Here is a 20,418-nt window from a genome sequence, read left to right as displayed (position 1 = left end):
GGCCATGCCTTCCAGAATCCGTGGCGTGTACCGGTGGGTCTCGACCCGCTACGGGGCCGACCCGCTGCACCTGCTGGCACTGATCGCCTGCTTCGCGCTGGCCGGGTACGCCGCCGGCCGCGTCGTCGCCGCCGGCATCCTGGCCGGTTTCCTGGTGTGGTTCGTCGGCGCCGCGATCATCCACGACCTCCTGCTGTACCCGCTCTACTCCCTCGCCGACATCGTCGTGCAGCGCCGGCCGTGGCATCGCCGCAGGCCGCCGTCCGGCCCTGTCCAGTGGCCACCGTTGGTCAACTACCTGCGCGTACCGGCCGCGCTGTCCGGACTGCTGCTGCTCGTCTGGTTTCCCCTCATCCTCCGGTTCGCCGAGCACAACTACAGGAAGGCATCGGGGCTGGACACCAGCCCGTACCTGGGCCGATGGCTGCTGGTGACCGGCGTGCTCTTCGCCGGATCGGCACTCGCCTACGCGATTCGACTGCGCCGGGACAGGTCCTCCTCCGGATCGCGAACCCGCCTCCGGCCGCCGCGACCCAGGATGCCTCCTTGAGCACGCGGCCGATCAGCGACCACGCCCTGCTGGGGGACTGCCGATCCGCGGCCCTGGTCACCTCCGACGGCTCGGTGGACTGGCTCTGCATGCCGCGCTTCGACAGCCCGTCGATCTTCGCCCGGCTGCTCGACGAGAATGCCGGATACTGGTCCATCCGCCCCACCCGGCCCGCGGAGGTCACCCGTAGATACCTGAACGACACCCTGGTGCTGGAGACCACCTTCCGCGGCGCGGACGGAACCGTGGTGCTCCTCGACGCGCTGGCCCTGGGCAACAGGGAACGAGGTCACTCGATGGGCGCCTCCTCGCCCGGGATCCTGCTGCGCGAGGTGACCTGTGTCGAAGGACGCGTGCCCGTGGAGGTGGTGTACGCGCCGCGGCCCGAGTTCGGGCTCGTCCAGCCGCTGATGCAACCGATCCGCGGCGGCCTGGTGGCACACGGCGGCGCCCTGGTCCTCACCCTGTCGACCCCCCTCGAACTGCGGGTGAGCGGTTCGGTCGCGGACACCACGGTCACCCTGCGAGCCGGAGAACGCCTCGGCCTGGCGCTGCAGGCCGGCTGGGCCTGGGGCCCCGAACCCCCGCGTCGGCCTCCGCGGCACGTCCACCACCGCCTCAAGGACACCGTCGCGGGCTGGCGTTCCTGGTCCCGGTTGCACGCGCGCTACCAAGGTCCATGGCAGGATCAGGTCGGCCAGAGCGGGCGGGTGCTGCGGGCGCTGACGTTCGCCCCCACCGGAGCCATCGTCGCCGCGGCCACCACCTCGCTACCCGAGAACATCGGTGGAGAGCGGAACTGGGACTACCGCTACACCTGGATCCGCGACACCAGTTTCACCCTGCAGGCCCTCGCCACGGCCGCATGCGAGATGGAGGAGACCGCGTTCTTCGCCTTCCTCGCCCGCGCCTCGGCCACCCGGCTCGGCCTCGGCATGGATCTGCAGATCATGTACGGCATAGGCGGCGAGCGCGACCTGAGTGAACGGCCGCTGCCACACCTGACCGGCTGGCGGGGCAGCGCCCCCGTGCGCGTCGGCAACGACGCATGGCTGCAACGCCAGACCGACGTCTACGGGGAGTTGCTCGACGCGGCCCACCAGATCTACCGCGACGCCGGCCACCTCGACCCACTCGTCCGTTCCTTCCTGGTCGGAGTGGCCGAGACGGCCGCCCGCCGCTGGCGGGAACCGGACCAGAGCCTCTGGGAGATACGGGGCCCCAGCCGGCACTTCCTGCACTCCAAGCTCATGTGCTGGGTGGGCATGGACCGGGCCATCGCCCTCGCCCCACTGCTGGGGGCCACCGGCCGCGTCGCCGACTGGACACGTACCCGCGAGCAGATCCGCGCCGCGATCCTGACCCACGGCTGGAACCAGCAGATGGGCGTCTTCACCCAGACGTTCACCGGCACCGAGCTGGACGCCTCCGCGCTGATGATGCCCCTGGTCGGGTTCCTGCCCGGCGACGACCCCCGGGTGCGGGCCACCGTGGACGCCATCGCCGTGCGCCTGACCGACGTCAGGGGCCTGGTGCACCGCTACAACGTCGCCGACGGGCTCCCCGGCCGGGAGGGCACGTTCCTGCTGTGCACCTTCTGGCTCGCCCACGCCCTGGCCCTCACCGGCGAGGGCGCCCTCGCCAAGCGGGTGTTCCAGACCGCGGCCTCCTACGCCAACGACGTGGGCCTACTGGCCGAGGAGGTCGACTCCGTCACCGGAGAGCCCATCGGGAACTTCCCACAGGCCTTCAGCCACATCGGCCTGATCAACGCCGCCCGAGCCATCCGCGACGCGACACAGGGCACACCCACCGGCTTCACCCGCTGAGGCGCCAAGCTGGGGACCACGCTGGTTCACGCTCTCACCAGCCACCTACGTGTTGCGATCCTCACCGACCCCGGAGGGCCGGTGCTGGCTGGCCATCCAGGGAGTTGCAGAACGGGCAGTCGTCGGAGCCGTTGCGATCCTCACCGACCCCGGAGGGCCGGTCCTGGGGACTCCCGACCCTGCTGGGGTTGATCTAAGTGCAAGTTGCGATCCTCACCGACCCCGGAGGGCCGGTGCTGGGGGGCAGGTCGCCGCGGAGTCCGTCGTTGACCATCTTGTTGCGATCCTCACCGACCCCGGAGGGCCGGTGCTGGGTGGGACGTGGCCTGATGCTTTTAGACCTGATTCAGGTTGCGATCCTCACCGACCCCGGAGGGCCGGTGCTGGGAATTCGGCGCCTTCGGAGTAGCGGGGATGGTTTTCGTTGTTGCGATCCTCACCGACCCCGGAGGGCCGGTGCTGGCGGGGCCGCTCTCGCATTCGTGCCCGAAGTGCTGGAAGTTGCGATCCTCACCGAACCCGGAGGGCCGGTGCTGGCTGCCCCTTGCGGAACTTGATGCGCTGGCCATCCGTGGGGTTGCGATCCTCACCGACCCCGGAGGGCCGGTGCTGGCGGCTGTTGGCCCGGTCGTAGTCGCGATCCGGCCGGATGTTGCGATCCTCACCGACCCCGGAGGGCCGGTGCTGGCGCATGGCGGCTATTCGTGGTGATCACGACGCGAGCGTTGCGATCCTCACCGACCCCGGAGGGCCGGTGCTGGAGTTCTTGAGCTGGGATGTTAGCTCTTTTCAAGGAGGAGGACATCCGACAAGCAGGATGAAATGTCTGATTGCTGGTGATTTTCGGTTCGGAACAGGTGGCGTGTCGCGGGCATATTGGGGGTTCCTAGATCAACAAGGAGCCACAGGAGGCAACGGCTTGCGTGGCGCCCACACGTTCGACATTCGAGCGAGGAACAGGTGATACCCCCGCAACCTCCGACAGGGCACCGACCTCGACCGGCGTTCGACACCATTCTGCCGGAGGTGTCGCCCAATCATGCCTGGCCTGCGAGCCGGTAGGTGTCAAGCCGGATGACACACATCATGCTGCGTTGCTTGCCTGCCGATCCTCCGTGGTCTCGATCGTGAACGGTCGAGGCTCGTTGATCCACGCCTTCCCGGGCAGAGCGGGCGGGACGGGCACATGGCGGAGCCGTTCGGGGTAGGCGACGTAGCCAACTGGGTGCTTATCTGACCCAAGCCGACCACCCGAAGGTCTCTCAATTGCGCTGTGCCCTGGCGCGGGGAGATCACGATGCGGAGAACGTGGCGAGCGCCTCGCGGAATTCACGGACTTTGGATTGGGTGGGCCAGTGGCGGGTAAGCCGGTCTCGAAGCGGGGTCAACTCGGCCACAACGTGCTGAGAGCCGGCCTGGCGTGCTTCGGTGAGGCTGGCCAGGCCGGCGATCGCGGCGGCATCCGGAGCGTGGTCGGCGGCGTGGGCAATGCCGAGGCGGGCCAGATGCACCGCGCGGTCGCGGTGGTAGGTGGCGGGCAACCCGGTCAACTGTGCCTGCAAGATGGTGACGGCCCGACTGGGCTGTCCGGCGGACAGGTAGCAAGTGGCGCGCTGAAGTTCGGCGAATCGCGGGCCGTAGAACCGTAGGTAGGCCGGATCGTCCGGGCCCGGCGAACTCGCGAGAAGTTCGTCGGCGGTATCCAACTCAAAGGCGTCGATGCTTCCGGTCGCGGCCACACCTCTCGCTTGGTAGAGCCGGGCCACGCCCAGCAGAACAGCGGGGATCTGCCACGTGGTGTGTTGGGCGGCCTGTGCCAACTCGATGGCGCGCGGATAGTCGCCGTGGTCGAGGGCCAGTGTCGCGGTGCGCAGCATCATGTACGTCGCCATGGTGGTGTCGCCCGCTTCCAGCGCCCATGAAGTGGCTTTCGCCGCCCAGCGGCGACAATTGTCAAGGTCGGCGATCTCCCGGTGCAGCCACGAAAGGTGCTCGGCGATCTCGGCTTGCAGGCCGCGCAGGTCACGCCGCAGCCGGGCGTCAGCACTGTCGCGGCTGGCGGCACTGTCTCGTAGCGTGTCGACGAGAGCTTCGATGTGGGCGGCTGGGGCCAGCAGGTAGTGCCCGCTCTGGTGGGCGATGAGGATCCGCCGGTAGGAGGTGACGACGGTGTTCGTCTCGGCGCCCGCCGAGGTCAGAACGGCATCGGGCAGTAGTGCTGCCAGGCCGCCTGTGGCGAGCAGCGTACTGAACCTGCGGCGCGACATGGTCACAGTGATGCTCCAATCCCCGATGGGGGTGCGCAAAGCGACAACCGCATCGTTCTCGCACTGTTCAGGGTAGGTCGCCGTCGCTTCGGCCGGGCGCTGCAGGTCGGCCAGCACATCATTCATCACCTCATATGGGATGGTGAGCGCCGATGGAGCGCAGAGGCTCTGGGGCCCGTACAGCAGGTCATCGACCAAGCACTTGTACAGGGCCGCCAGCCGGCCCAGGTCTTCCAAAGAGGGCGCACGCGCCGAGGACGACCCGGCCGTTCCTGGGCCACCCCACCGCTCCCAGTAGGAAATCTGTTTGTAGGTCTTCGGGACGAATCCCGGCCAACGTCGGTTGTAGAGGTCGGCGACCTGCGCCTGGCTCAGGCCTAGGGCGTGCCGATAGCAGACGCGGGGGTTCAGGCCGAAGCGCTGCATGAGCACCTGGGCGATCCGGGCCGTGGAGGAACCGTCACGGCGCATCCGCGCGGCCAACTCCTTCATCAGCCTGCGTGCTTCGCCGTCCATCTCCTCGCACCTCCTGGCGGTGAGCACGACTCTCCATGACCGTAGCCGCCGACCGCTTCGCTCGCCTACCCCTCTCGGCGGGGAGTACTGAACCTGACGGTTCTCCCCGCGGTCAGGGGTCGTCCGGACCCCACGTCTCAATGTTTCGTGAAGACGCCAACCCGGTTGAGGAAAGGGACCACGATCTCCGTGGCGGCGATACGCCGCCCTCACCAACCCTTGAAGGAATCCGCTGATGACTACACGGCAGACGAAGGCCGACGCCGGCCCTTCCGCTGGACTGCTACGCGAAGCTCTCGTCCAGAAACTACGCAAGCAGGGGATGATCCTCAGCGATCGGGTCGCTGATGCGTTCTCCGTGGTGGAGCGGCACCTGTTCGTACCGGAGGGTACGCCGCTGGAGGTCGCCTACAACGCCGACGAGTCGGTGGCGACCAAGACGGACGAGCATGGTGTGATCATTTCGTCGATCAGCGCGCCGTTCATCCAGGCCCAAATGATCGAGCAGTCGGAAATCAGGCCCGGCAGGAGCGTGCTGGAGATCGGATCGGGCGGCTACAACGCCGCGCTCTTGGCTGAGGTCGTCGGCCCGGAGGGCCGGGTGGTCAGCGTGGACATCGACCCGGAGGTGACCGATCGGGCCCAGTCCCTGCTGGAGGCGACCGGGTACGGCGGCCGGGTCGCAGTCGTGCTAGCCGACGCTGAGCACGGCGTGCCCGAGTTCGGCCCATTCGACGCGATCATTTCGACGGTCGGCACGTGGGATATCCCTCCGGCGTGGCTGGAACAACTGACTGCCGGCGGAGTGATCGTCGCGCCACTGGTGATGAACGGGATCACCCGCTCGATCGGATTCCGGCGCGAGGCAGACCACCTGGTGAGCACCTCCGCCGAGGTATGCGGATTCGTCGCGATGCAGGGCGACGGGAAACACCCCGAGCGAGTCTTCCGGCTCCCCGACGCGCAGGGTCGCCACGTCAACCTGCGGTTCGACGACGGGGCACCGGAGGATCCGAGCCTGCTGGACGGGGTACTGGCGACCGAGCGCACCGCGCTGTGGTCCGGTGTCACGATCGGGTACCGGACATCGTTCGCCGACCTGCACCTGTGGTTCGCCAGCTTCCTGACCGGCTTTTGCAGGCTCGCCGTGGATGAGGGAATCGAGCTTGCCGAGGAGCGCGGAAGCTGGTTTCCCTTCGGAGTCGTGCGCGGTGACTCCTTCGCCTACCTGGCGGTGCGCCCGGCCCTGGAGGGCGCCGGAGTCGAGTTCGGAGCGCACGCCTACGGAACCCACGGCCAGGAGGTGGCGACCGCGATGGTCGAGCAGATCCAGGTGTGGGACCGGCGGGCCCGAAGCGGCCCGGCCCCCACGTTCGCCTTCTGGCCGACCGGCAGCGACCTTGCCCAGATACCCAAGGACGCGGTGCTCCTCCACAAGACCCACGGCCTGGTCACGATCTCCTGGCCCGCAGCGGGCTGAGCAACCATGCGCACCTGCACGGGCCAGGATGCACCACACCCAACCCCCGGAATAAGGAGTGAACTCCATGACTCTTCCACTGACCCTCGACGCCACCGAGGTCACCGACGAGGAGTTCGAACTGGACATGCGCGTGGTGGAGGCCACCACGCCCCTCGTCACCATGATGTGCGGCACCAGCGACGGCTGCGGCAGCACCTGCAGCACCAGCGCGTGTAGCACCAGCTCCAACGACCCGGTCTGAACCAAGCTCCTGCCGTCGGCGCCCGGCAACCCTGGGCGCCGACGGCGCGATTCACCGTCGGCCAAGGAGGAGTGGATCACTATGACCGTACCCACGCGCTACCAGCACACCGGCCTGGTGGTGGTCCGCGCGACCACAGATCCCGGTGATCTGGAGCCGCCCGCACACCTAGAGATGTCCGATCCGGCCGCGATCGAGCGGGAAGGCCGGACGTGGCTGGCGAAGGTGTGGTCTCGCGACGAGGTACGCGAGGCGTTGCGGATGGCCAGCCCCGTCCTGGGGGCGCGCCTCGACCAGCTCCTCCACACCGCCCCCGACGGACGGCCCGACCTGGTCGTCGCCGATGACCTGCGCCGCGCCTTCGTGTCCACGGCCTCTTATCTGCTGCGCTGGCAGCGGCGTACCACCCCGTTCGGGTTGTTCGCCGGAATCGTCGCCGCCCAGCTCGGGCCCGCGGCGGCAAAGGTCGGCGACGGGCACCGCGCGCTGGTGCGCGCGGACGCCGAATGGCTCACGATGCTGATCGACCAGATCGAGCAGCACCCTGGCCTGCGCCCGCGGTTGACGGTGGTGGCCGACAGCGCCGGGATCGTGCGCGACGGCCGCTTCATCGTGGCCGGGCGAGCAGTGCTGGGGACCAGAACTCCAGGACCGCTGCGCGAAATCTCCGTACGCCACACCCGGCCCGTGCAGGCCGCGCTGGCCGTGGCTGCCACGCCGATACGGTTTGACGCGCTGGCCGCCCGGTTGACTGCTCACTTCCCGGCCATGGCACCGGGGAAGATCCACGCTCTGTTGCACACTCTGGTCGACCAGGGCATCTTGATCACCAGCCTGCGTCCGCCGATGACTGCCGTCGACGGGTTGACCCACCTGATCAGTGCATTGCGCGTGGCCGGCACGGAGCAACTGGTCGGCATCGCGGCGTTGCTGCGCCACCTTGAGGAGATCAGCGAGCAACTGGCCCGCCACAACAGGTGTGACGACCCACGGCAGGCCGCGGCGATCCGGGCATCGGCCACCGCGCGGATGAGCACGCTGACCCCTGGCACCGGGCATGTGCTGGCCGCCGATGTGCGGCTTGACGGACGGATCGCTATTCCCGAGCGGGTGCTGGCCGAGGCCGCGCTGGCCTCCAGTGTCCTGCTGCGCCTGACCACCCAACCTTTCGGCGCCGCAGCCTGGCTCGACTACCACGCCCGGTTTCGCGTCCGATACGGTCCCGGCGCCTTGGTGCCGGTACGGGAACTGGTGGCCGATTCCGGGCTCGGATACCCCGGCGGTTATCTCGGCGCGCCGCGCGCCCGGCCTGCCTGGCGGATGTTGACCGAGCGCGACGCCACCTTGTTGACACTGATCCAGAAGGCAGCCCTGGACGGAGCCGAGGAGATCAAGCTGACCGACGCCGACATCGTGGCGTTGACCGTAGGCGAGCACGCCGACATCGTGGTGCCGCAGCGCGTCGAACTTGGTGTCGCGCTGCATGCCGCCTCCCCTGAGGCGATCGACCGAGGCGAGTTCGAGCTGCGGGTCACCGCAGCGCCCCGCGCGCACACCAGCATGGCCGGACGATTCGCCCCCCTGCTCAGCGACGCGCACCGTGCCCTGCTGGCCGCGTCCTACGCGGCAGGCGACCAGAATGACGAGCACGACACCGTGGTGGCGGTGCAGTTGTCTTTCCCGCCGCGCTGCCCGCACAACGAGAACGTGGTGCGCGTCCCGCGTCTCCTCCCCGACGTCGTATCCCTGTCCGAGCACCCTGAGGGCGGTGTGATCGGCGTGGAGGACCTCGCGGTCACCGCCGACGCCGACCAGATGTACCTGATCCAGCGCTCCACTCGCCGGCGCGTGGTTGTCCGGATACCGCACGCACTGGACACCTCCGTCCAGAGTCCGCCACTGGCTCGGTTCCTCGCCGAGGTCGCCGATGCCCGCAGCGCGGTGTTCGGCCCCTTCGACCTGGGAGCCGCCCGTACCCTGCCGTATGTCCCGCGTATCCGCTACCGGCGCATCGTGCTGGCCGCAGCCCGCTGGATCCTCACCTCCGCCGATCTGCCGGGCGCCCTCGCCGGCGACCAGTGGAACGCGGCCATGTGCTCCTGGCGGCAACGATGGCGGATACCAACACGAGTCGTGCTGTGTCACGGGGAACTACGCCTTCCCCTTGATTTGGATCAGGAACTGGACCGCGTCCTGCTGCGGACACGGCTGACGCGAGCCGGACGGATCGAACTGACCGAGGACGACACGCCAGGTGATCAGAAGTGGATCGGACGGCGCGTGGAGTTCCTGATCCCGATGACCGCGATCACCCCGTCCCCGCGCCGCCTTCCGGTGACCACGGCACCGGGCACCGTCCTTCAGCCCGGCGCTGCGGCGCTGGTGCACGCACAGTTGGTGGGCAACCCCGCACGGTTCGACGAGATCCTGGTCAGGCACCTTCCCGCGTTCGCCGGCGAGCTCACCGGCTTGGTCGAGCGCTGGTGGGTGGGGCGGCACCGCGACATGATCCGGCCCGAAACCGATCAGCACCTCGCTCTGTTTCTACGCCTGACCGACCCCGAACAGTACGGGCCCGCCGCCGCACGCCTGGCCGCTTTCACCGCCGCTCTGGAGGAGCGCGGCCTGCCTGCGCAGCTCACCTTGGCCTCTCATCCGCAGCATCTCGCCCGCTACGGCGAAGGCCCGGCACTCATCGCGGCCGAGCAGGTGTTCGCCGCCGACACAACGGCCGCCGTCGCGCAGATCACCATGGCCGACGCCGCCGGACTCCCAGCTCAAGCGCTGGCCGCCGCCTCGATGACGCACCTGGCCGCGGCTTTCGCCTCCGACGCACAGTCCGGATACCGGGCGCTGATCCGGTGCCTGAAACAGCAGACCGGGCCGTTGGAACGGACGCTGCGCGACCACGCGCTCCACCTCGCCGACCCCGCTGGGGAATTCCAGACCGTGCGCGCCCTGCCGGGCGGCGACGCGGTGGCCACCGCATGGCAGGTCCGGGACGCGGCGCTGGCCACTTATCACCACGTCCTCGCCTCCCAGCGCGACCCGACAGGTGTGCTGCGCACCCTGCTGCACGAGCACCACGTGCGCGCCCTCGGTGTCGATCCGGCGTTTGAGAGGGTGACCGGCCGCCTCGCCCGCGCGGCCGCGCTACGCCGCCTGGCATTGGCCGGTGCCCTGTGAACGCCCACGTGAACACCGTTCCGGTGGTGCTCACCGTCGACGAGACCGCCCGTCAATCCCTGGCGACGGGGGCGGCCGGGACCGCACTGCTTCACATCGAACGAGCCCTGACCGGATCCGGCGAGTGGAAAAGCGCGCGCACACACATCCAGCAGGCCGCGACCGGGCCGGTCGACGCCGCCGAGCACGTTGGCCTGTACTACGGGGCGCCCGCCATCAGCTTCGTGCTGCACGCCGCCGGCACTGACGGACATCCCCGCTACCGGTCGGCGGCCACGGCCCTCGACGAGCACGTGCTGCACCTGGCCCGCCGACGCCTGACCGCCGCCGCAGGCCGGATCGAGCGCGGCCAGAGCGCCACGTTCGGCGAGTACGACCTTTTTTACGGGCTGACCGGGATAGGCGCGCTCCTGCTGCACCGTATGCCCGGCAGCGACACCCTCGCCGACATCTTGCACTACGTCATCCGGTTGATCGAGCCGCGTCATGAGGACGGGCTGGAGCTGCCGGGCTGGTGGGTAGCCCACGACCCGGACCCGATCCTGCCGACCCCCGGCGGGCACGCGAATGTCGGGATGGCGCACGGCGCGGCGGGACTACTCGCCCTGCTTGCCCTCGCCACACGCCGCGGTTGCGTGGTCGATGGCCAAGACGAGGCGATCGCGTACCTGGGCGCCTGGTTCGACCGGTGGCAGCAGGACTCGGCAGATGGGCCGTGGTGGCCGCAGTGGCTCACCCGCGAGGAACTGCGCACCGGCCGCCCAGTCCAGGACGGCCCCGGTCGACCGTCGTGGTGCTACGGCGCGGTCGGGATCGCCCGCGCCCAGCAGCTCGCGGCCATCGCCACCGACGACCCGACACGACGTAAGGCCGCGGAGGAAACCCTGGTCGCGTGCCTGACCGATCAGCAGCTCCAGCGGATCACCGAGGCGGGACTGTGCCACGGAATGGCCGGGGTGTACCAGAGCGCCTACCGGGCCGCCCGTGACGCGCAGACCCCCGCGATCGGGCGACGGCTTTCCGTGCTGGCCACCGCACTGGCCCGGCACACGGCCGCCGCAGACGACGAGACCGGGCTGCTGACCGGAGGCGTCGGTGTGGGCCTGGCTCTGGAGACCACGCGGCACACCGCGCCGCCACGCTCGGGATGGGACGCATGCCTGCTGATCACCTGATTACCGTCCCGCCGTATCAGCTCTCGGACTCTGTACTCGCCGTGCTCGCGGGCGCGGACCTTGAGGTCACCGCGGCTGAAAACGGTATGGACCCAGCCGGCCTCCAAGAAGCTCTGCGGGTGTATCAAACCGCTGGGCTCGCCGCGCTGGAACGACGCGCGGACCAGGAGTGGTATCAGCTGCGTGTCCAGTTTCCCGACTGGAGCACCGCGGAAGCTTCCGGAGCCACACAGCTCGGGCCGCGCCTGGACCAGCTCCAGGGCAGCGGGGCCGCGGCCGGATGGTGGTTCCTGCGTAAGCACCCCTGCTGGCGGCTGCGGCTGCGCGGCGCGGACACCGCAGCCGTGAACCGCGTGCTTGGCGAGTTGACCGCAGCCGGAGTACTCACCCGCTGGTGGCCGACCGTGTACGAGCCAGAGACCGCTGCTTTCGGCGGACCAGTAGGGATGCGCATCGTCCATGACCTGTTCTGCGCCGATAGCCGTGGCGTGCTGGACTACGTGCGCCGACACTCACCGGGCCTGGGCCGCCGGGAACTGTCTCTCGTACTGGTCGGTGCTCTGCTGCGTGCGGCGGGATTGGACTGGTTCGAGTGTGGTGATGTCTTCGACCGGGTGGCTCGGCTACGTCCGGCACCGTCTGGCACCGATGCCGGGCGCGTCACCGACCTGGCGGACGACGTGCGCACCTTGCTGGTCGTACCCGTGCAGCCGAACCGCGGACTGTTCGCGCCAGACGGCCCGATCTCCTTTGCCGCACCCTGGCTCGCCGCTCATCAGGCCGCCGGCCGTCAGTTCGGTCAGGCGGCAGCAGAGGGCAGCTTGGAGCGTGGGGTGCGCGCAGTTCTCACCCATGTGCTGATCTTCCACTGGAACCGGTTCGGCCTGTCGGCCACCACCCAAGGCATCCTCGCCCGCGCTGCGAGCGCAGCCATCCTGCCCAGGAGCTGATCATGGATATCACGACGCTGAGCACCGCCGCGCGCCGCTTCCCGCTGCTGGGCCGACCCCGACCCGCCTGCCCGTCGCAGTCTGAGCGGGTTACCGAGATCGCTGAGATCGTCTGCGCAGCCGAGGCGCCCGGCGCAGACGGCATGGCCGAAGCAGCGCACGCTCTGAACAAGACCGCACTGCTGGCCAGCGACTGCGGCCTGACGGCCTACGCCCGCGACCTGTGCTGGCAGCACATCGACGTCTATCGCGTGGCCCGCTCCCGGCTCTCCGTGCTGCAGGCCAGGTACATGCTCGAACCGGTCGTCAACCTTGCTCGGCTTCAGATCCGCGCCGACGCCGGAGGGCAGGCGTTGCAGTTACTGAAAGCGATGTACCAGGCTGTCATGGCGAACACCGACCTGGCCGTCGACGGGCGCACGCTGCCACTGGCCAACCTCACCGGTACGCGGCAGGAGCATCACAAGCTCCGCGAGTGGGTCTGGAGGCAGTGTCTCGAGGACGGGATCCGCGCTCTCACGCTCGCTGGGCGTTGGGATGCCGCGGTCACACACGCCCAGACCTACCGGGGGATCGGCGTGCACCTCATGGAAGGTCGGCAGGCCGCGATCGTTGCCCCCTGCCTGCGCGGTGCGCTGCAGACGGCGCGGGCGATGCTGCAGGAGAGCACACCGACACAACCATGGGAAAAACAGGTCGCTTCCTGTTTGACTGTGATGTGTGCGGGCCCGAACGGGGGCTCAAGCAGCCGGGATATCGCGATGATGGTTGCGTGCTTCCTTGGGCAGGAGCCGGTGCCGGGTTACGCGGTCTTCCGAGCTCGGCTGGGACTGACCGTGGTCACCCTCGCGGGCGCTGATTCGGATGTGGGTGACCGCGTACTCGCCCGGGTGGCGACAGAGGTGATCGAGGCGGGCGACGGATATGCCGCACGTGACGTGCTTGGTTACCCCGATACTTCGAAGAGTCTGACCGACGCGCAACGCGAGGCGCTGTCCAGGCTGGTGATCTGCTCTGGTCTGGGATCCGGGACCCTGCCAGAGCCTCTGCTCAATTCGCTCACCAATTCGGTGCAGGTCGCGAAAAAGACATTGGCCGCGTCGATGTAGCGGTCAGAGTCGTCAGTTACGCCCCTCACCGACCCCGGAGGGCCCGTGCTGGGGCGCGCGTCTGGATCCCGGTGGGCGTGGTGGTGACGTTGCGATCCTTACCGACCCCGAAGGGCCGGTGCTGGCTGCCTCCTACTCGGGCAGGTGGGCGATCAAGTCCTCGTTGCGATCCTCACCGACCCCGGAGGGCCGGTGCTGGCGGCGGTGGCCGATGCCAAGACCGCGGTCACCAGCCTGTTGCGATCCTCACCGACCCCGGAGGGCTGGTGCTGGAGCCAGCACGACGTCCATCTGCTTGAAGTTGTCCGTGTTGCGATCCTCACCGACCCCGGAGGGCCGGTGCTGGTAGCCGTAGCTCGCTAGCAACGATCATGTTGCCCGAATAGTTGCGATCCTCACCGACCCCGGAGGGCCGGTGCTGGGAGTGCACCATGGTTGTCGTTGTAGACGCTTTCAAGGTTGCGATCCTCACCGACCCCCGGAGGGCCGGTGCTGGGCGGCTTGCCGTCCTTGTCCTCGACCGAGACGACACGGTTGCGATCCTCACCGACCCCGGAGGGCCGGTGCTGGTCTCCCGGTCGAGCGCGTGCCCCTGGACGGTGCGACGCAGGAAGACCCCCGTGCTCGCGTCGAGGTCGGGCCACTCGTTGACGTGCCGCTCCCATCCTTCGTCCTCCAGGCGGGCGGCTCGTCCGTCTGGTAAGCGTCCAGGAGTTCCCGGCGCTGCTCGTCAGTCCGCTTGGTTTCGGCACGGGCGCCTCCAATCGGACTACATGTCGTCGGAGATCTCGATCACTTGCAGATGCTCCTCGATGTGGCGTTGCGGCTCCTCCCACCGGGAGGCGTCGAGGGTGAGGATTGCACCGATCCGGGCGAGGGCTTCGGTGGCGGCCTGAGCGTCCCAGACATCCAGGCCAGTCCTGCTGGTCATGTCGGCCAGGGCGATGCTCTCCTCGGGCCCGTCGAGGGAGGCAACGGTGACACCTGCCATCAGGGACAGGCCGCGCAGTGCGTCGGCTGCCTCAGGCGACTTGTTGTCGAGCATGACCCCGGTGATGGCCAACGCGGGGATGATCATCGGCTGTTCGCCGGCGTCGAATATCTGGACGAGGTTGATCAGCGCGGTATCGCCGCAGGTGAGTTCGCCGAGGACGGTCTTGTCGAGGATGAGCGGAGGGATGATCATCCGAGTTTCGCCCTGACGTTGGCGGCCATGCGTTCGGCGCGGGCGACGGCGTCGGGGTCTGCCTGCGCTTTGGTGACGAGTCCACCCCAGGTGGCGCGGGCGCGTCGTTCGCTGCGGACTCGCGCCGCGATGGCCTCGTTGACGTAGGCGGACAGGGAGCGGGCGTCACCGCCTTCTACCTGCTGTTCGGCGTAGTCGATCAGGTCGGTGTCCACCGTGACGGTGACGGCTCGTTTCCTCATACTCGGATCATATAATCGGCATAAGATAACTGGCCGGGGAACGAGCAAAAGGGCGCGGACCGCGTGGTCCGCGCCTGCGGTGTCTTCGTCGTGCTACAGCTCCAGGACCGCGTCTCGCAGCCGCCATCCTTCGGCGGCCGGTAGATGATCGCCTTCGGGCTCGCACCCGTGGGGGCACGCCAGACCCTCGGCTGCGCCGTACAGGCGGTAGATCATCGGCCGGACCTCACTGCACCTGGCACCGGCCCTCGGCCGACAGCGCCGGACAGACGACGTTCTTGCCTTTGAGTATCCGGTCGGCTGCGTCCTTCCAGTGCGGGAGACGGAACCCCACCTCACGGGTCCGCTGCTCCTCATGTGGGCCCATCTGGTGATGTGGCCGAGTGCTGCTCTGGCGAGTCCGCGGGGTTGCGATCCTCACCGACCCCGGAGGGCCGGTGCTGGTCAGATGTTGAAGCCGCGGAGCGTGAAGCCGAGCAGGTTGCGATCCTCACCGACCCCGGAGGGCCGGTGCTGGTCAGATGTTGAAGCCGCGGAGCGTGAAGCCGAGCAGGTTGCGATCCTCACCGACCCCGGAGGGCCGGTGCTGGGCTTGTCAGACCAGTGAGCGGCGAGAGACCGCCAGAGGTTGCGATCCTCACCGACCCCGGAGGGCCGGTGCTGGGTGTCCCGAGTCACCGCAGCCGTCGGCCAGATCCTGTTGCGATCCTCACCGACCCCGGAGGGCCGGTGCTGGCGGGATCACCGGGGTGACCCCGGCGGGCAGGCGCGGGTTGCGATCCTCACCGACCCCGGAGGGCCGGTGCTGGGCTGATCGCCTGAGTGTTGACGTCGCCGTCGGCGACGTTGCGATCCTCACCGACCCCGGAGGGCCGGTGCTGGCCTCGGGGAACAAGGCCGAGGTCAAGGGCATGGACAAGTTGCGATCCTCACCGACCCCGGAGGGCCGGTCCTGGTCGGGCGTTCCGCCGCCAGTCGCGCTGCAACCTCTCAGCGTTGCGATCCTCACCGACCCCGGAGGGCCGGTGCTGGAGGCGAACAGCAGCTTGATGACCATCAGGTCACCGCTGTTGCGATCCTCACCGACCCCGGAGGGCCGGTGCTGGCACCGGCGACTTCGGTCTGCGGTGGGCGCAGAACACCGCGTTGCGATCCTCACCGACCTCGGAGGGCCGGTGCTGGCGTCACCGGCACCGCCCTGTCCAAGACCGCGGGGACGATGTTGCGATCCTCACCGACCCCGGAGGGCCGGTGCTGGTAGGCCACCGTGCCAGAGGTGATGTCCCCGCCCGCGTGTTGCGATCCTCACCGCCCCCGGAGGGCCGGTGCTGGCGGCGCCGGGGCCCACCTGCCCCACCCTTCGAACATGTTGCGATCCTCACCGACCCCGGAGGGCCGGTGCTGGAGTTCTTGAGCTGGGATTTTAGTCTTTTTCAGGGGAGAAACGTCCAGCAGGCAGGGGAAAATGTCTGATTGCTGATGATTTCCGGTTCGGAACAGGTGGCGTGTCACGGGCACGCCAAGGGTTCCTAGATCATTAAGGGGCCACAGAAGGCAACGGCCCGCGTAATACCCATATGTCCAGTTGAGAAGAAGCTCATTACCCAGCCCTGCACCTACCCGACCGGTGGGACGCCTTTCAGCCTCTGGCGGCCCCCTCCGGCCAGATCACGGTCACCCGCGCGCCGCGCCGCCGAGCTTCCGCTACGACGCCCGCTGTCCCGCCCTCGTCCACAGACGGCTCACCGTCCCACACCGCCACGAGTTCGTCGACCGACCCCAGCATCGCCTCGTTGGCCGCGACATACGCGTCCCGGCTCGCGTGGTCGAAATCCATGACGCGAACCCGAGCGGCCTTGCCGAGCAACCGGTCGAACTGCTCGGCGTGATCCGGCTTGACCTTGGCGTCGCGATAGTCACGGGATGGCAGGACGACTTCGAGTGCACCACCGACCTCCAAGACCGCGTCGGCGAACAACGAATCGGCTCCCCGGGCGATGCAGGACACCCCCATCACGTCACCGGTTACCTCTGTCAGGTGCGAGCGAAGCGCGTCCGACACTAGGCGAGCCGTATCCGGCGTCAGGTTCATGTGGCCGGTAACACCGATACGCATCATCGGCGCCTCCTGATCGACAACAGTGATCTTTTCAGCCTGCCAGTGTCTCCCGAATCCGCTCGCTCAGGCCAGCCATCACGGGTTCGCGCCGTGCCGCGATCTCCGCATGCAGCTCGCGGAGCTGGACGCGCACTCGATCAGACTGGACTTGACCGGCCGTGTCCGCAGCAGCGCTTCCCACCGTGACCGCCTCGTCCAGGTCGCCGTTCCGCAGGTGCGCTTGGGCAAGTCCTACCTGATCCAGGGCGAGGCTGCGCATGCTGGTTCGCCTGCGAAGTTCCAGCGCTCGGCCGATGTGGGTCACGGCGACAGCCGCGTACTGGCCGTTCCTGCGCGACATCTCCAGGTAGCGGCCTCCGGTGACGCCGGCGAGTTCGGCCGCGTCGAAGTAGGTGATCCACTCAGGGTCCAGGTCGCTTGTACGGATCTCGCCAAAGGCGTCCTCCGCCTTGTCCGTCGCTCGCCGGAACGCTTCGGGCCTGCCCAGCGCGGCATAGGCCCATGCCTCACGGGTGTGCAACATGGCCCGCACCCTGTGTGTGCCAGCCGCCTGGACTCCGTCCAACGCCAGACGGACCAGTTCCAATGCGTCCTGCGGCCGGTCGAGGTAGAGCAGTTGACGGGCCATGGACGCCAGGACGCTGGCCCCGAATGTCCAATCCTTGGCAGGCTTGGCAGCCTGCAGGGCCAGAATGTAGTACTTCTGCGCTGCGGTCTGCATGCCGCAGTCCCACGACATGGTGGCGGCGATCTTCGCCAGCTTGGCCATCACGTGGAACAGCCGCACGGTGATATCACGGGGATGAGAATCTCGCAGCAGGTCGGCGACCTCGTTGAGCTGGCCGATTACCGCTTTACGTGCCAGGCCTCCGCCCTGGGAGTCGCCCCATGTCCGGAAAACATCGGCGGTTGTCTCCAGCCTGGCCAGTTCGTCGACGCCGATGCGGCCCGCCTGTGAGGTGGCAGGAAGCTCTTCCGAGGTCTTAGCCAGCCAGCGCTGAACAGGATCGATCAACGGCAGCCCAGCCGTTATAGACAGCGCTCTGATGGCTTGGCGACGATCAAGCATTAGATCACTTCTAGTCATGTCGTAAATAGCGCTCACTATAGGACCCGGTTCCCATACCCACGGAAGGCCAGGGTCAGCCACTACGACGCCCACTAGTTCATTTGGTGAAGCGTCGAAGATAATAGCCTCGTCGAGGCCGAAGGCGCGAGCGTACAACTTCGGATATGGGTCCTTCGGCCGATGCTTTCCCGCCTCCCAGTTTTTGATATTTCGGACGATGCTTTCACGCGCGGGAAGATGATCGCGCGTCTCCTTGCTGGCTGCCTCTACCAGCCGCTTAGCCATGTCCCGATGAGACCATTCACGGTTACGCCGTTCATCTCGCAACCTTTTAGCCCAAAGGGGGACCTCTCCGATCATCGGCGCACCTCTTCGGAGGCAGGGGAAAGAGCTCTTTCCTTCAGCTTCCCTTACCCACACCTGGTCACGCGTGCTTTTACGGCGATCTCATGAGGGGTGATTGTCCAAACAGGCGAGGCCCGCAGGCGCTGACACGCCGTACGGGCCTCTTGATCAGGAAGGGAGTCCTGACCCGATGCATAACCCTAGTGCTCCGATTCTCGACCGGGCTATGGCGAGCCGCTGCGGCTGTTTCGCTGAAAGTCCGCCGCTGCCGATGGGATGCGCCATCTGCGGGCACGCACCGTACGCGCACGGCTGCCCCGGCCGGGCCGCCGACCACGAGTACGCGCAGCCGTCCAGTGAACTGATGGCCGAACGCCTCGACGTACGCCGCCGACTCGGTCTGGGCCGGACTCTGCCGACCTTCGAGCCTGCTCACGAGGTCACCGCGAAACTCGCTCCGGTCGTGCCTGCGCCCCGCCAGGCCGAGCGCGAGACTCCATCGGCCCGCACCCGGCCCGCCGGGCGTACGGAGGCGCGCCGCCCGGTGGTGCCCGGCGCGTGCCGCCCGCACCGGCCGGTCGAAACACACGAGGAGCGCGCGGCCCGCCTGGCGCTCGCCCGGGATTCGCTCACCCGGCGGCGAGCCCTGATCGCGGCCCGCGCATCCGAAAACCCATCCCAGAACGCGGGCCGCCAGCCGCAACACCCGCGACCCGCCGAACCGGCCGTCCAGCGAACGCCCATCCCACCGCCGCACACCAACCTGGACCCTCGCAAGCACGTCATGCCCCTGGTCCAGCGGACGCTCACCGTGCTACCGGACATCCCCAGCACCGGCGACCGGCACCGGACCCACCAGGATCCCCGGCCAGGGCTCACCGTCGCTCCCGGCCGGGACCATTCACCGGACGCCCCTTCGTCCTGGCGACACCACCCGTACCAGGAGGTCGCGGCATGAGTAACCCGGAGCGGGGCGACACCCCCGCACGCAGGTACGGTGGCGGTCCCACCTCCTCGATGACCGCCGTGGAGTACGCCCACGACCTGGCCGCCGTACTGGCCGAGGTTCACCACATTCACGCGGACGTCCACGAACTCGCCTCCGGCAACGCCATCGTCTCCGTCCACTACGGGCTGCTGGCCTACACCGATGGCGAGCGGTTCTGGTGGACCAGCCCCGAACTCAACCACGCCGGCAGCCCGCTGCTCAGCTCCGAGCTGACACTGCTCGCGGCGGCCAGACAGCTCGCCGAGCACCACGCCATCCTGCATACCAGGGATGCGGCCGATGTGGTGCGCAACGGACTGCCCCTGCTCTCCGACGTGATCCTGGCCGAGCATGTTGACCCTTGCTGACCTCGACGCGGCCCGAGCCGCCCAGCAGGTCCAACAGCACGCACCTGACTGGTTCGTCATCTGGAGCCTGCGCCACCGCCGCTTCGAAGCCTGGCAGTGCACCGACCCCAACGAGTGCCGCATCGTCTGCGCGAGCAGCGCCACCGCCCTGTGGGACCTCATGCAACAGGCAGAACTCGACCTCTGGCGGGCCTCACCACTCGCCCCCACGCCGCCCACACCCGGCGCGGCCAGCCACCCGGACCCGCCACCCTCCGCAGCCCCGGGGTCCGTACCCCTCGCCTCACCCCCAGGACGCGCCGAACGAGCCCCGGGGCCACACCCCTCGCCTCCGGAGGGGAGCCAGCCGTGATCCCTCACCCTGACACCCCAGCGGGCGAGCAGCTGAACGCCACCAGGTGGCACCCCGGCGCCGTCACTGCCCTCAAGCACCTGCGCACTGAACTGCACACCCACCGCATCTACCCGACCATCTCCTACGACCAGGGCCGGCCCCGCCTCGTGATCAACACTGACCTGACCGTGTGGGCCGACACTGCGGGCACGGTCTTCTGCTGGGGACCCCACTTCCTCGAAGAACCCGCAGAGCAGGCACCGACAGACGACCTACCGCAGGTCGCGCGCCGCATCGCCGAACGTCTCGGGAAGCACTACACCGAACCGACGGATCCACCCTGAACCGCGCGGCGGCACGGCGATCCCACCTCCCGTGCCGCCGCGCCCCAACACCCCCCCGGCCGGGGTGCACAACCCGGGGCACAAAGGAAAAGCGGCGGGGAGGGGAAAAGTGTTTTG

Annotated in this window: 18 protein-coding genes and 3 CRISPR repeat arrays; of the genes, 12 read left to right on the top strand and 6 right to left on the bottom strand. The window is 68.4% G+C overall.

Going from position 1 to position 20,418, the window contains the following annotated elements:
• Nucleotides 1-4: 4 nt before the first annotated feature.
• Together ABT130_RS35255 and ABT130_RS35250 are read left to right on the top strand one after the other, a co-directional pair.
• Nucleotides 5-550, top strand: coding sequence for a hypothetical protein (locus ABT130_RS35255; protein ID WP_350962981.1), 546 nt, complete (start codon nucleotides 5-7; stop codon nucleotides 548-550).
• Nucleotides 547-2,379 carry a glycoside hydrolase family 15 protein gene (locus ABT130_RS35250; protein ID WP_350962978.1) on the top strand — a complete coding sequence of 611 codons (1,833 nt, stop codon included), beginning with the start codon at nucleotides 547-549 and terminating at the stop codon, nucleotides 2,377-2,379. The genes ABT130_RS35255 and ABT130_RS35250 overlap by 4 nt, the downstream gene beginning before the upstream one ends.
• Before the next feature lie 51 nt (nucleotides 2,380-2,430).
• Nucleotides 2,431-3,140: direct repeats of the CRISPR family, unit length 37 nt; unit sequence GTTGCGATCCTCACCGACCCCGGAGGGCCGGTGCTGG.
• A 531-nt stretch (nucleotides 3,141-3,671) separates the two neighbouring features.
• On the opposite strand, the gene ABT130_RS35245 is transcribed toward ABT130_RS35250, so the two are convergent.
• Nucleotides 3,672-5,162 carry an NsdA family TPR-like regulatory protein gene (locus ABT130_RS35245; protein ID WP_350962975.1) on the bottom strand — a complete coding sequence of 497 codons (1,491 nt, stop codon included), beginning with the start codon at nucleotides 5,160-5,162 and terminating at the stop codon, nucleotides 3,672-3,674.
• A gap of 235 nt (nucleotides 5,163-5,397) precedes the next feature.
• Between ABT130_RS35245 and fxlM the strand changes: the two genes are divergently transcribed.
• From fxlM to ABT130_RS35215, 6 genes are all read left to right on the top strand, one after another.
• Entirely contained in the window at nucleotides 5,398-6,642 is a 1,245-nt protein-coding gene (fxlM, locus tag ABT130_RS35240) for a methyltransferase, FxLD system (RefSeq protein WP_350962973.1), read from the top strand.
• A 67-nt stretch (nucleotides 6,643-6,709) separates the two neighbouring features.
• On the top strand, nucleotides 6,710-6,886 hold the full coding sequence (locus ABT130_RS35235) for an FxLD family lanthipeptide (protein WP_350962970.1): 177 nt from the start codon (nucleotides 6,710-6,712) through the stop codon (nucleotides 6,884-6,886).
• 81 nt (nucleotides 6,887-6,967) lie between these two features.
• Nucleotides 6,968-10,072 carry a lantibiotic dehydratase gene (locus ABT130_RS35230; protein WP_350962967.1) on the top strand — a complete coding sequence of 1,035 codons (3,105 nt, stop codon included), beginning with the start codon at nucleotides 6,968-6,970 and terminating at the stop codon, nucleotides 10,070-10,072.
• An 8-nt stretch (nucleotides 10,073-10,080) separates the two neighbouring features.
• Nucleotides 10,081-11,247, top strand: a complete 1,167-nt coding sequence (locus ABT130_RS35225; protein ID WP_350962964.1) for a lanthionine synthetase C family protein — start codon at nucleotides 10,081-10,083, stop codon at nucleotides 11,245-11,247.
• Nucleotides 11,229-12,197 (top strand): thiopeptide-type bacteriocin biosynthesis protein, encoded by a 969-nt coding sequence (locus ABT130_RS35220; RefSeq protein ID WP_350962961.1) that lies wholly within the window; start codon nucleotides 11,229-11,231, stop codon nucleotides 12,195-12,197. Before ABT130_RS35225 ends, ABT130_RS35220 begins: the two co-directional genes overlap by 19 nt.
• Before the next feature lie 2 nt (nucleotides 12,198-12,199).
• A complete protein-coding gene (locus tag ABT130_RS35215; RefSeq protein ID WP_350962959.1) occupies nucleotides 12,200-13,306 on the top strand; it encodes a hypothetical protein in 1,107 nt (368 codons plus the stop codon).
• Nucleotides 13,307-13,321: 15 nt separating this feature from the next.
• A CRISPR array of direct repeats spans nucleotides 13,322-13,728; the repeat unit is 37 nt; unit sequence GTTGCGATCCTCACCGACCCCGGAGGGCCGGTGCTGG.
• A 347-nt stretch (nucleotides 13,729-14,075) separates the two neighbouring features.
• Here ABT130_RS35215 and ABT130_RS35210 read toward each other — a convergent pair.
• The 5 genes from ABT130_RS35210 to ABT130_RS35190 form a co-directional block, all read right to left on the bottom strand.
• On the bottom strand, nucleotides 14,076-14,492 hold the full coding sequence (locus ABT130_RS35210; protein WP_350962957.1) for a hypothetical protein: 417 nt from the start codon (nucleotides 14,490-14,492) through the stop codon (nucleotides 14,076-14,078).
• Nucleotides 14,489-14,734 (bottom strand): hypothetical protein, encoded by a 246-nt coding sequence (locus tag ABT130_RS35205; RefSeq protein WP_350962954.1) that lies wholly within the window; start codon nucleotides 14,732-14,734, stop codon nucleotides 14,489-14,491. The genes ABT130_RS35210 and ABT130_RS35205 overlap by 4 nt, the downstream gene beginning before the upstream one ends.
• 226 nt (nucleotides 14,735-14,960) lie before the next feature.
• Entirely contained in the window at nucleotides 14,961-15,101 is a 141-nt protein-coding gene (locus ABT130_RS35200) for a hypothetical protein (RefSeq protein ID WP_350962951.1), read from the bottom strand.
• A 40-nt stretch (nucleotides 15,102-15,141) separates the two neighbouring features.
• A CRISPR array of direct repeats spans nucleotides 15,142-16,139; the repeat unit is 37 nt; unit sequence GTTGCGATCCTCACCGACCCCGGAGGGCCGGTGCTGG.
• A gap of 234 nt (nucleotides 16,140-16,373) precedes the next feature.
• Complete coding sequence (locus ABT130_RS35195; protein WP_350962948.1) at nucleotides 16,374-16,853, bottom strand: hypothetical protein; 480 nt, start codon at nucleotides 16,851-16,853, stop codon at nucleotides 16,374-16,376.
• Nucleotides 16,854-16,884: 31 nt separating this feature from the next.
• Complete coding sequence (locus ABT130_RS35190) at nucleotides 16,885-18,282, bottom strand: NsdA family TPR-like regulatory protein (RefSeq protein WP_502992238.1); 1,398 nt, start codon at nucleotides 18,280-18,282, stop codon at nucleotides 16,885-16,887.
• 256 nt (nucleotides 18,283-18,538) lie between these two features.
• Here ABT130_RS35190 and ABT130_RS35185 point away from each other — a divergent pair, with 256 nt between their 5' ends.
• Genes ABT130_RS35185 through ABT130_RS35170 form a run of 4 tightly spaced genes read left to right on the top strand, consistent with a single transcriptional unit; the run spans nucleotide 18,539 to nucleotide 20,301 of the window.
• Nucleotides 18,539-19,225, top strand: a complete 687-nt coding sequence (locus tag ABT130_RS35185; RefSeq protein WP_350962943.1) for a hypothetical protein — start codon at nucleotides 18,539-18,541, stop codon at nucleotides 19,223-19,225.
• On the top strand, nucleotides 19,222-19,623 hold the full coding sequence (locus tag ABT130_RS35180) for a hypothetical protein (RefSeq protein WP_350962941.1): 402 nt from the start codon (nucleotides 19,222-19,224) through the stop codon (nucleotides 19,621-19,623). The genes ABT130_RS35185 and ABT130_RS35180 overlap by 4 nt, the downstream gene beginning before the upstream one ends.
• Nucleotides 19,607-19,975 (top strand): hypothetical protein, encoded by a 369-nt coding sequence (locus ABT130_RS35175; protein WP_350962938.1) that lies wholly within the window; start codon nucleotides 19,607-19,609, stop codon nucleotides 19,973-19,975. The genes ABT130_RS35180 and ABT130_RS35175 overlap by 17 nt, the downstream gene beginning before the upstream one ends.
• Entirely contained in the window at nucleotides 19,972-20,301 is a 330-nt protein-coding gene (locus tag ABT130_RS35170) for a hypothetical protein (RefSeq protein WP_350962936.1), read from the top strand. The genes ABT130_RS35175 and ABT130_RS35170 overlap by 4 nt, the downstream gene beginning before the upstream one ends.
• The last annotated feature ends 117 nt before the right edge of the window (nucleotides 20,302-20,418 follow it).

Source organism: Streptosporangium sp. NPDC001681 (assembly GCF_040298085.1).
In the GTDB taxonomy this organism is placed as follows: Bacteria; Actinomycetota; Actinomycetes; order Streptosporangiales; family Streptosporangiaceae; genus Streptosporangium.
The sequence above is the reverse complement of the archived record's forward strand: the minus strand, read 5'-3'. Positions and strand labels throughout refer to the sequence as shown.

Bases quoted from the DNA above. Each gene is read 5' to 3' on its own strand.
- ABT130_RS35255 (WP_350962981.1), top strand. From the start codon at position 5: ATGCCTTCCAGAATCCGTGGCGTGTACCGGTGGGTCTCGACCCGCTAC.
- ABT130_RS35245 (WP_350962975.1), bottom strand. From the start codon at position 5,162: ATGGACGGCGAAGCACGCAGGCTGATGAAGGAGTTGGCCGCGCGGATG.
- fxlM (WP_350962973.1), top strand. From the start codon at position 5,398: ATGACTACACGGCAGACGAAGGCCGACGCCGGCCCTTCCGCTGGACTG.
- ABT130_RS35235 (WP_350962970.1), top strand. From the start codon at position 6,710: ATGACTCTTCCACTGACCCTCGACGCCACCGAGGTCACCGACGAGGAG.
- ABT130_RS35230 (WP_350962967.1), top strand. From the start codon at position 6,968: ATGACCGTACCCACGCGCTACCAGCACACCGGCCTGGTGGTGGTCCGC.
- ABT130_RS35220 (WP_350962961.1), top strand. From the start codon at position 11,229: ATGCCTGCTGATCACCTGATTACCGTCCCGCCGTATCAGCTCTCGGAC.
- ABT130_RS35215 (WP_350962959.1), top strand. From the start codon at position 12,200: ATGGATATCACGACGCTGAGCACCGCCGCGCGCCGCTTCCCGCTGCTG.
- ABT130_RS35210 (WP_350962957.1), bottom strand. From the start codon at position 14,492: ATGATCATCCCTCCGCTCATCCTCGACAAGACCGTCCTCGGCGAACTC.
- ABT130_RS35205 (WP_350962954.1), bottom strand. From the start codon at position 14,734: ATGAGGAAACGAGCCGTCACCGTCACGGTGGACACCGACCTGATCGAC.
- ABT130_RS35200 (WP_350962951.1), bottom strand. From the start codon at position 15,101: ATGGGCCCACATGAGGAGCAGCGGACCCGTGAGGTGGGGTTCCGTCTC.
- ABT130_RS35195 (WP_350962948.1), bottom strand. From the start codon at position 16,853: ATGATGCGTATCGGTGTTACCGGCCACATGAACCTGACGCCGGATACG.
- ABT130_RS35190 (WP_502992238.1), bottom strand. From the start codon at position 18,282: ATGATCGGAGAGGTCCCCCTTTGGGCTAAAAGGTTGCGAGATGAACGG.
- ABT130_RS35185 (WP_350962943.1), top strand. From the start codon at position 18,539: ATGGGATGCGCCATCTGCGGGCACGCACCGTACGCGCACGGCTGCCCC.
- ABT130_RS35180 (WP_350962941.1), top strand. From the start codon at position 19,222: ATGAGTAACCCGGAGCGGGGCGACACCCCCGCACGCAGGTACGGTGGC.
- ABT130_RS35175 (WP_350962938.1), top strand. From the start codon at position 19,607: ATGTTGACCCTTGCTGACCTCGACGCGGCCCGAGCCGCCCAGCAGGTC.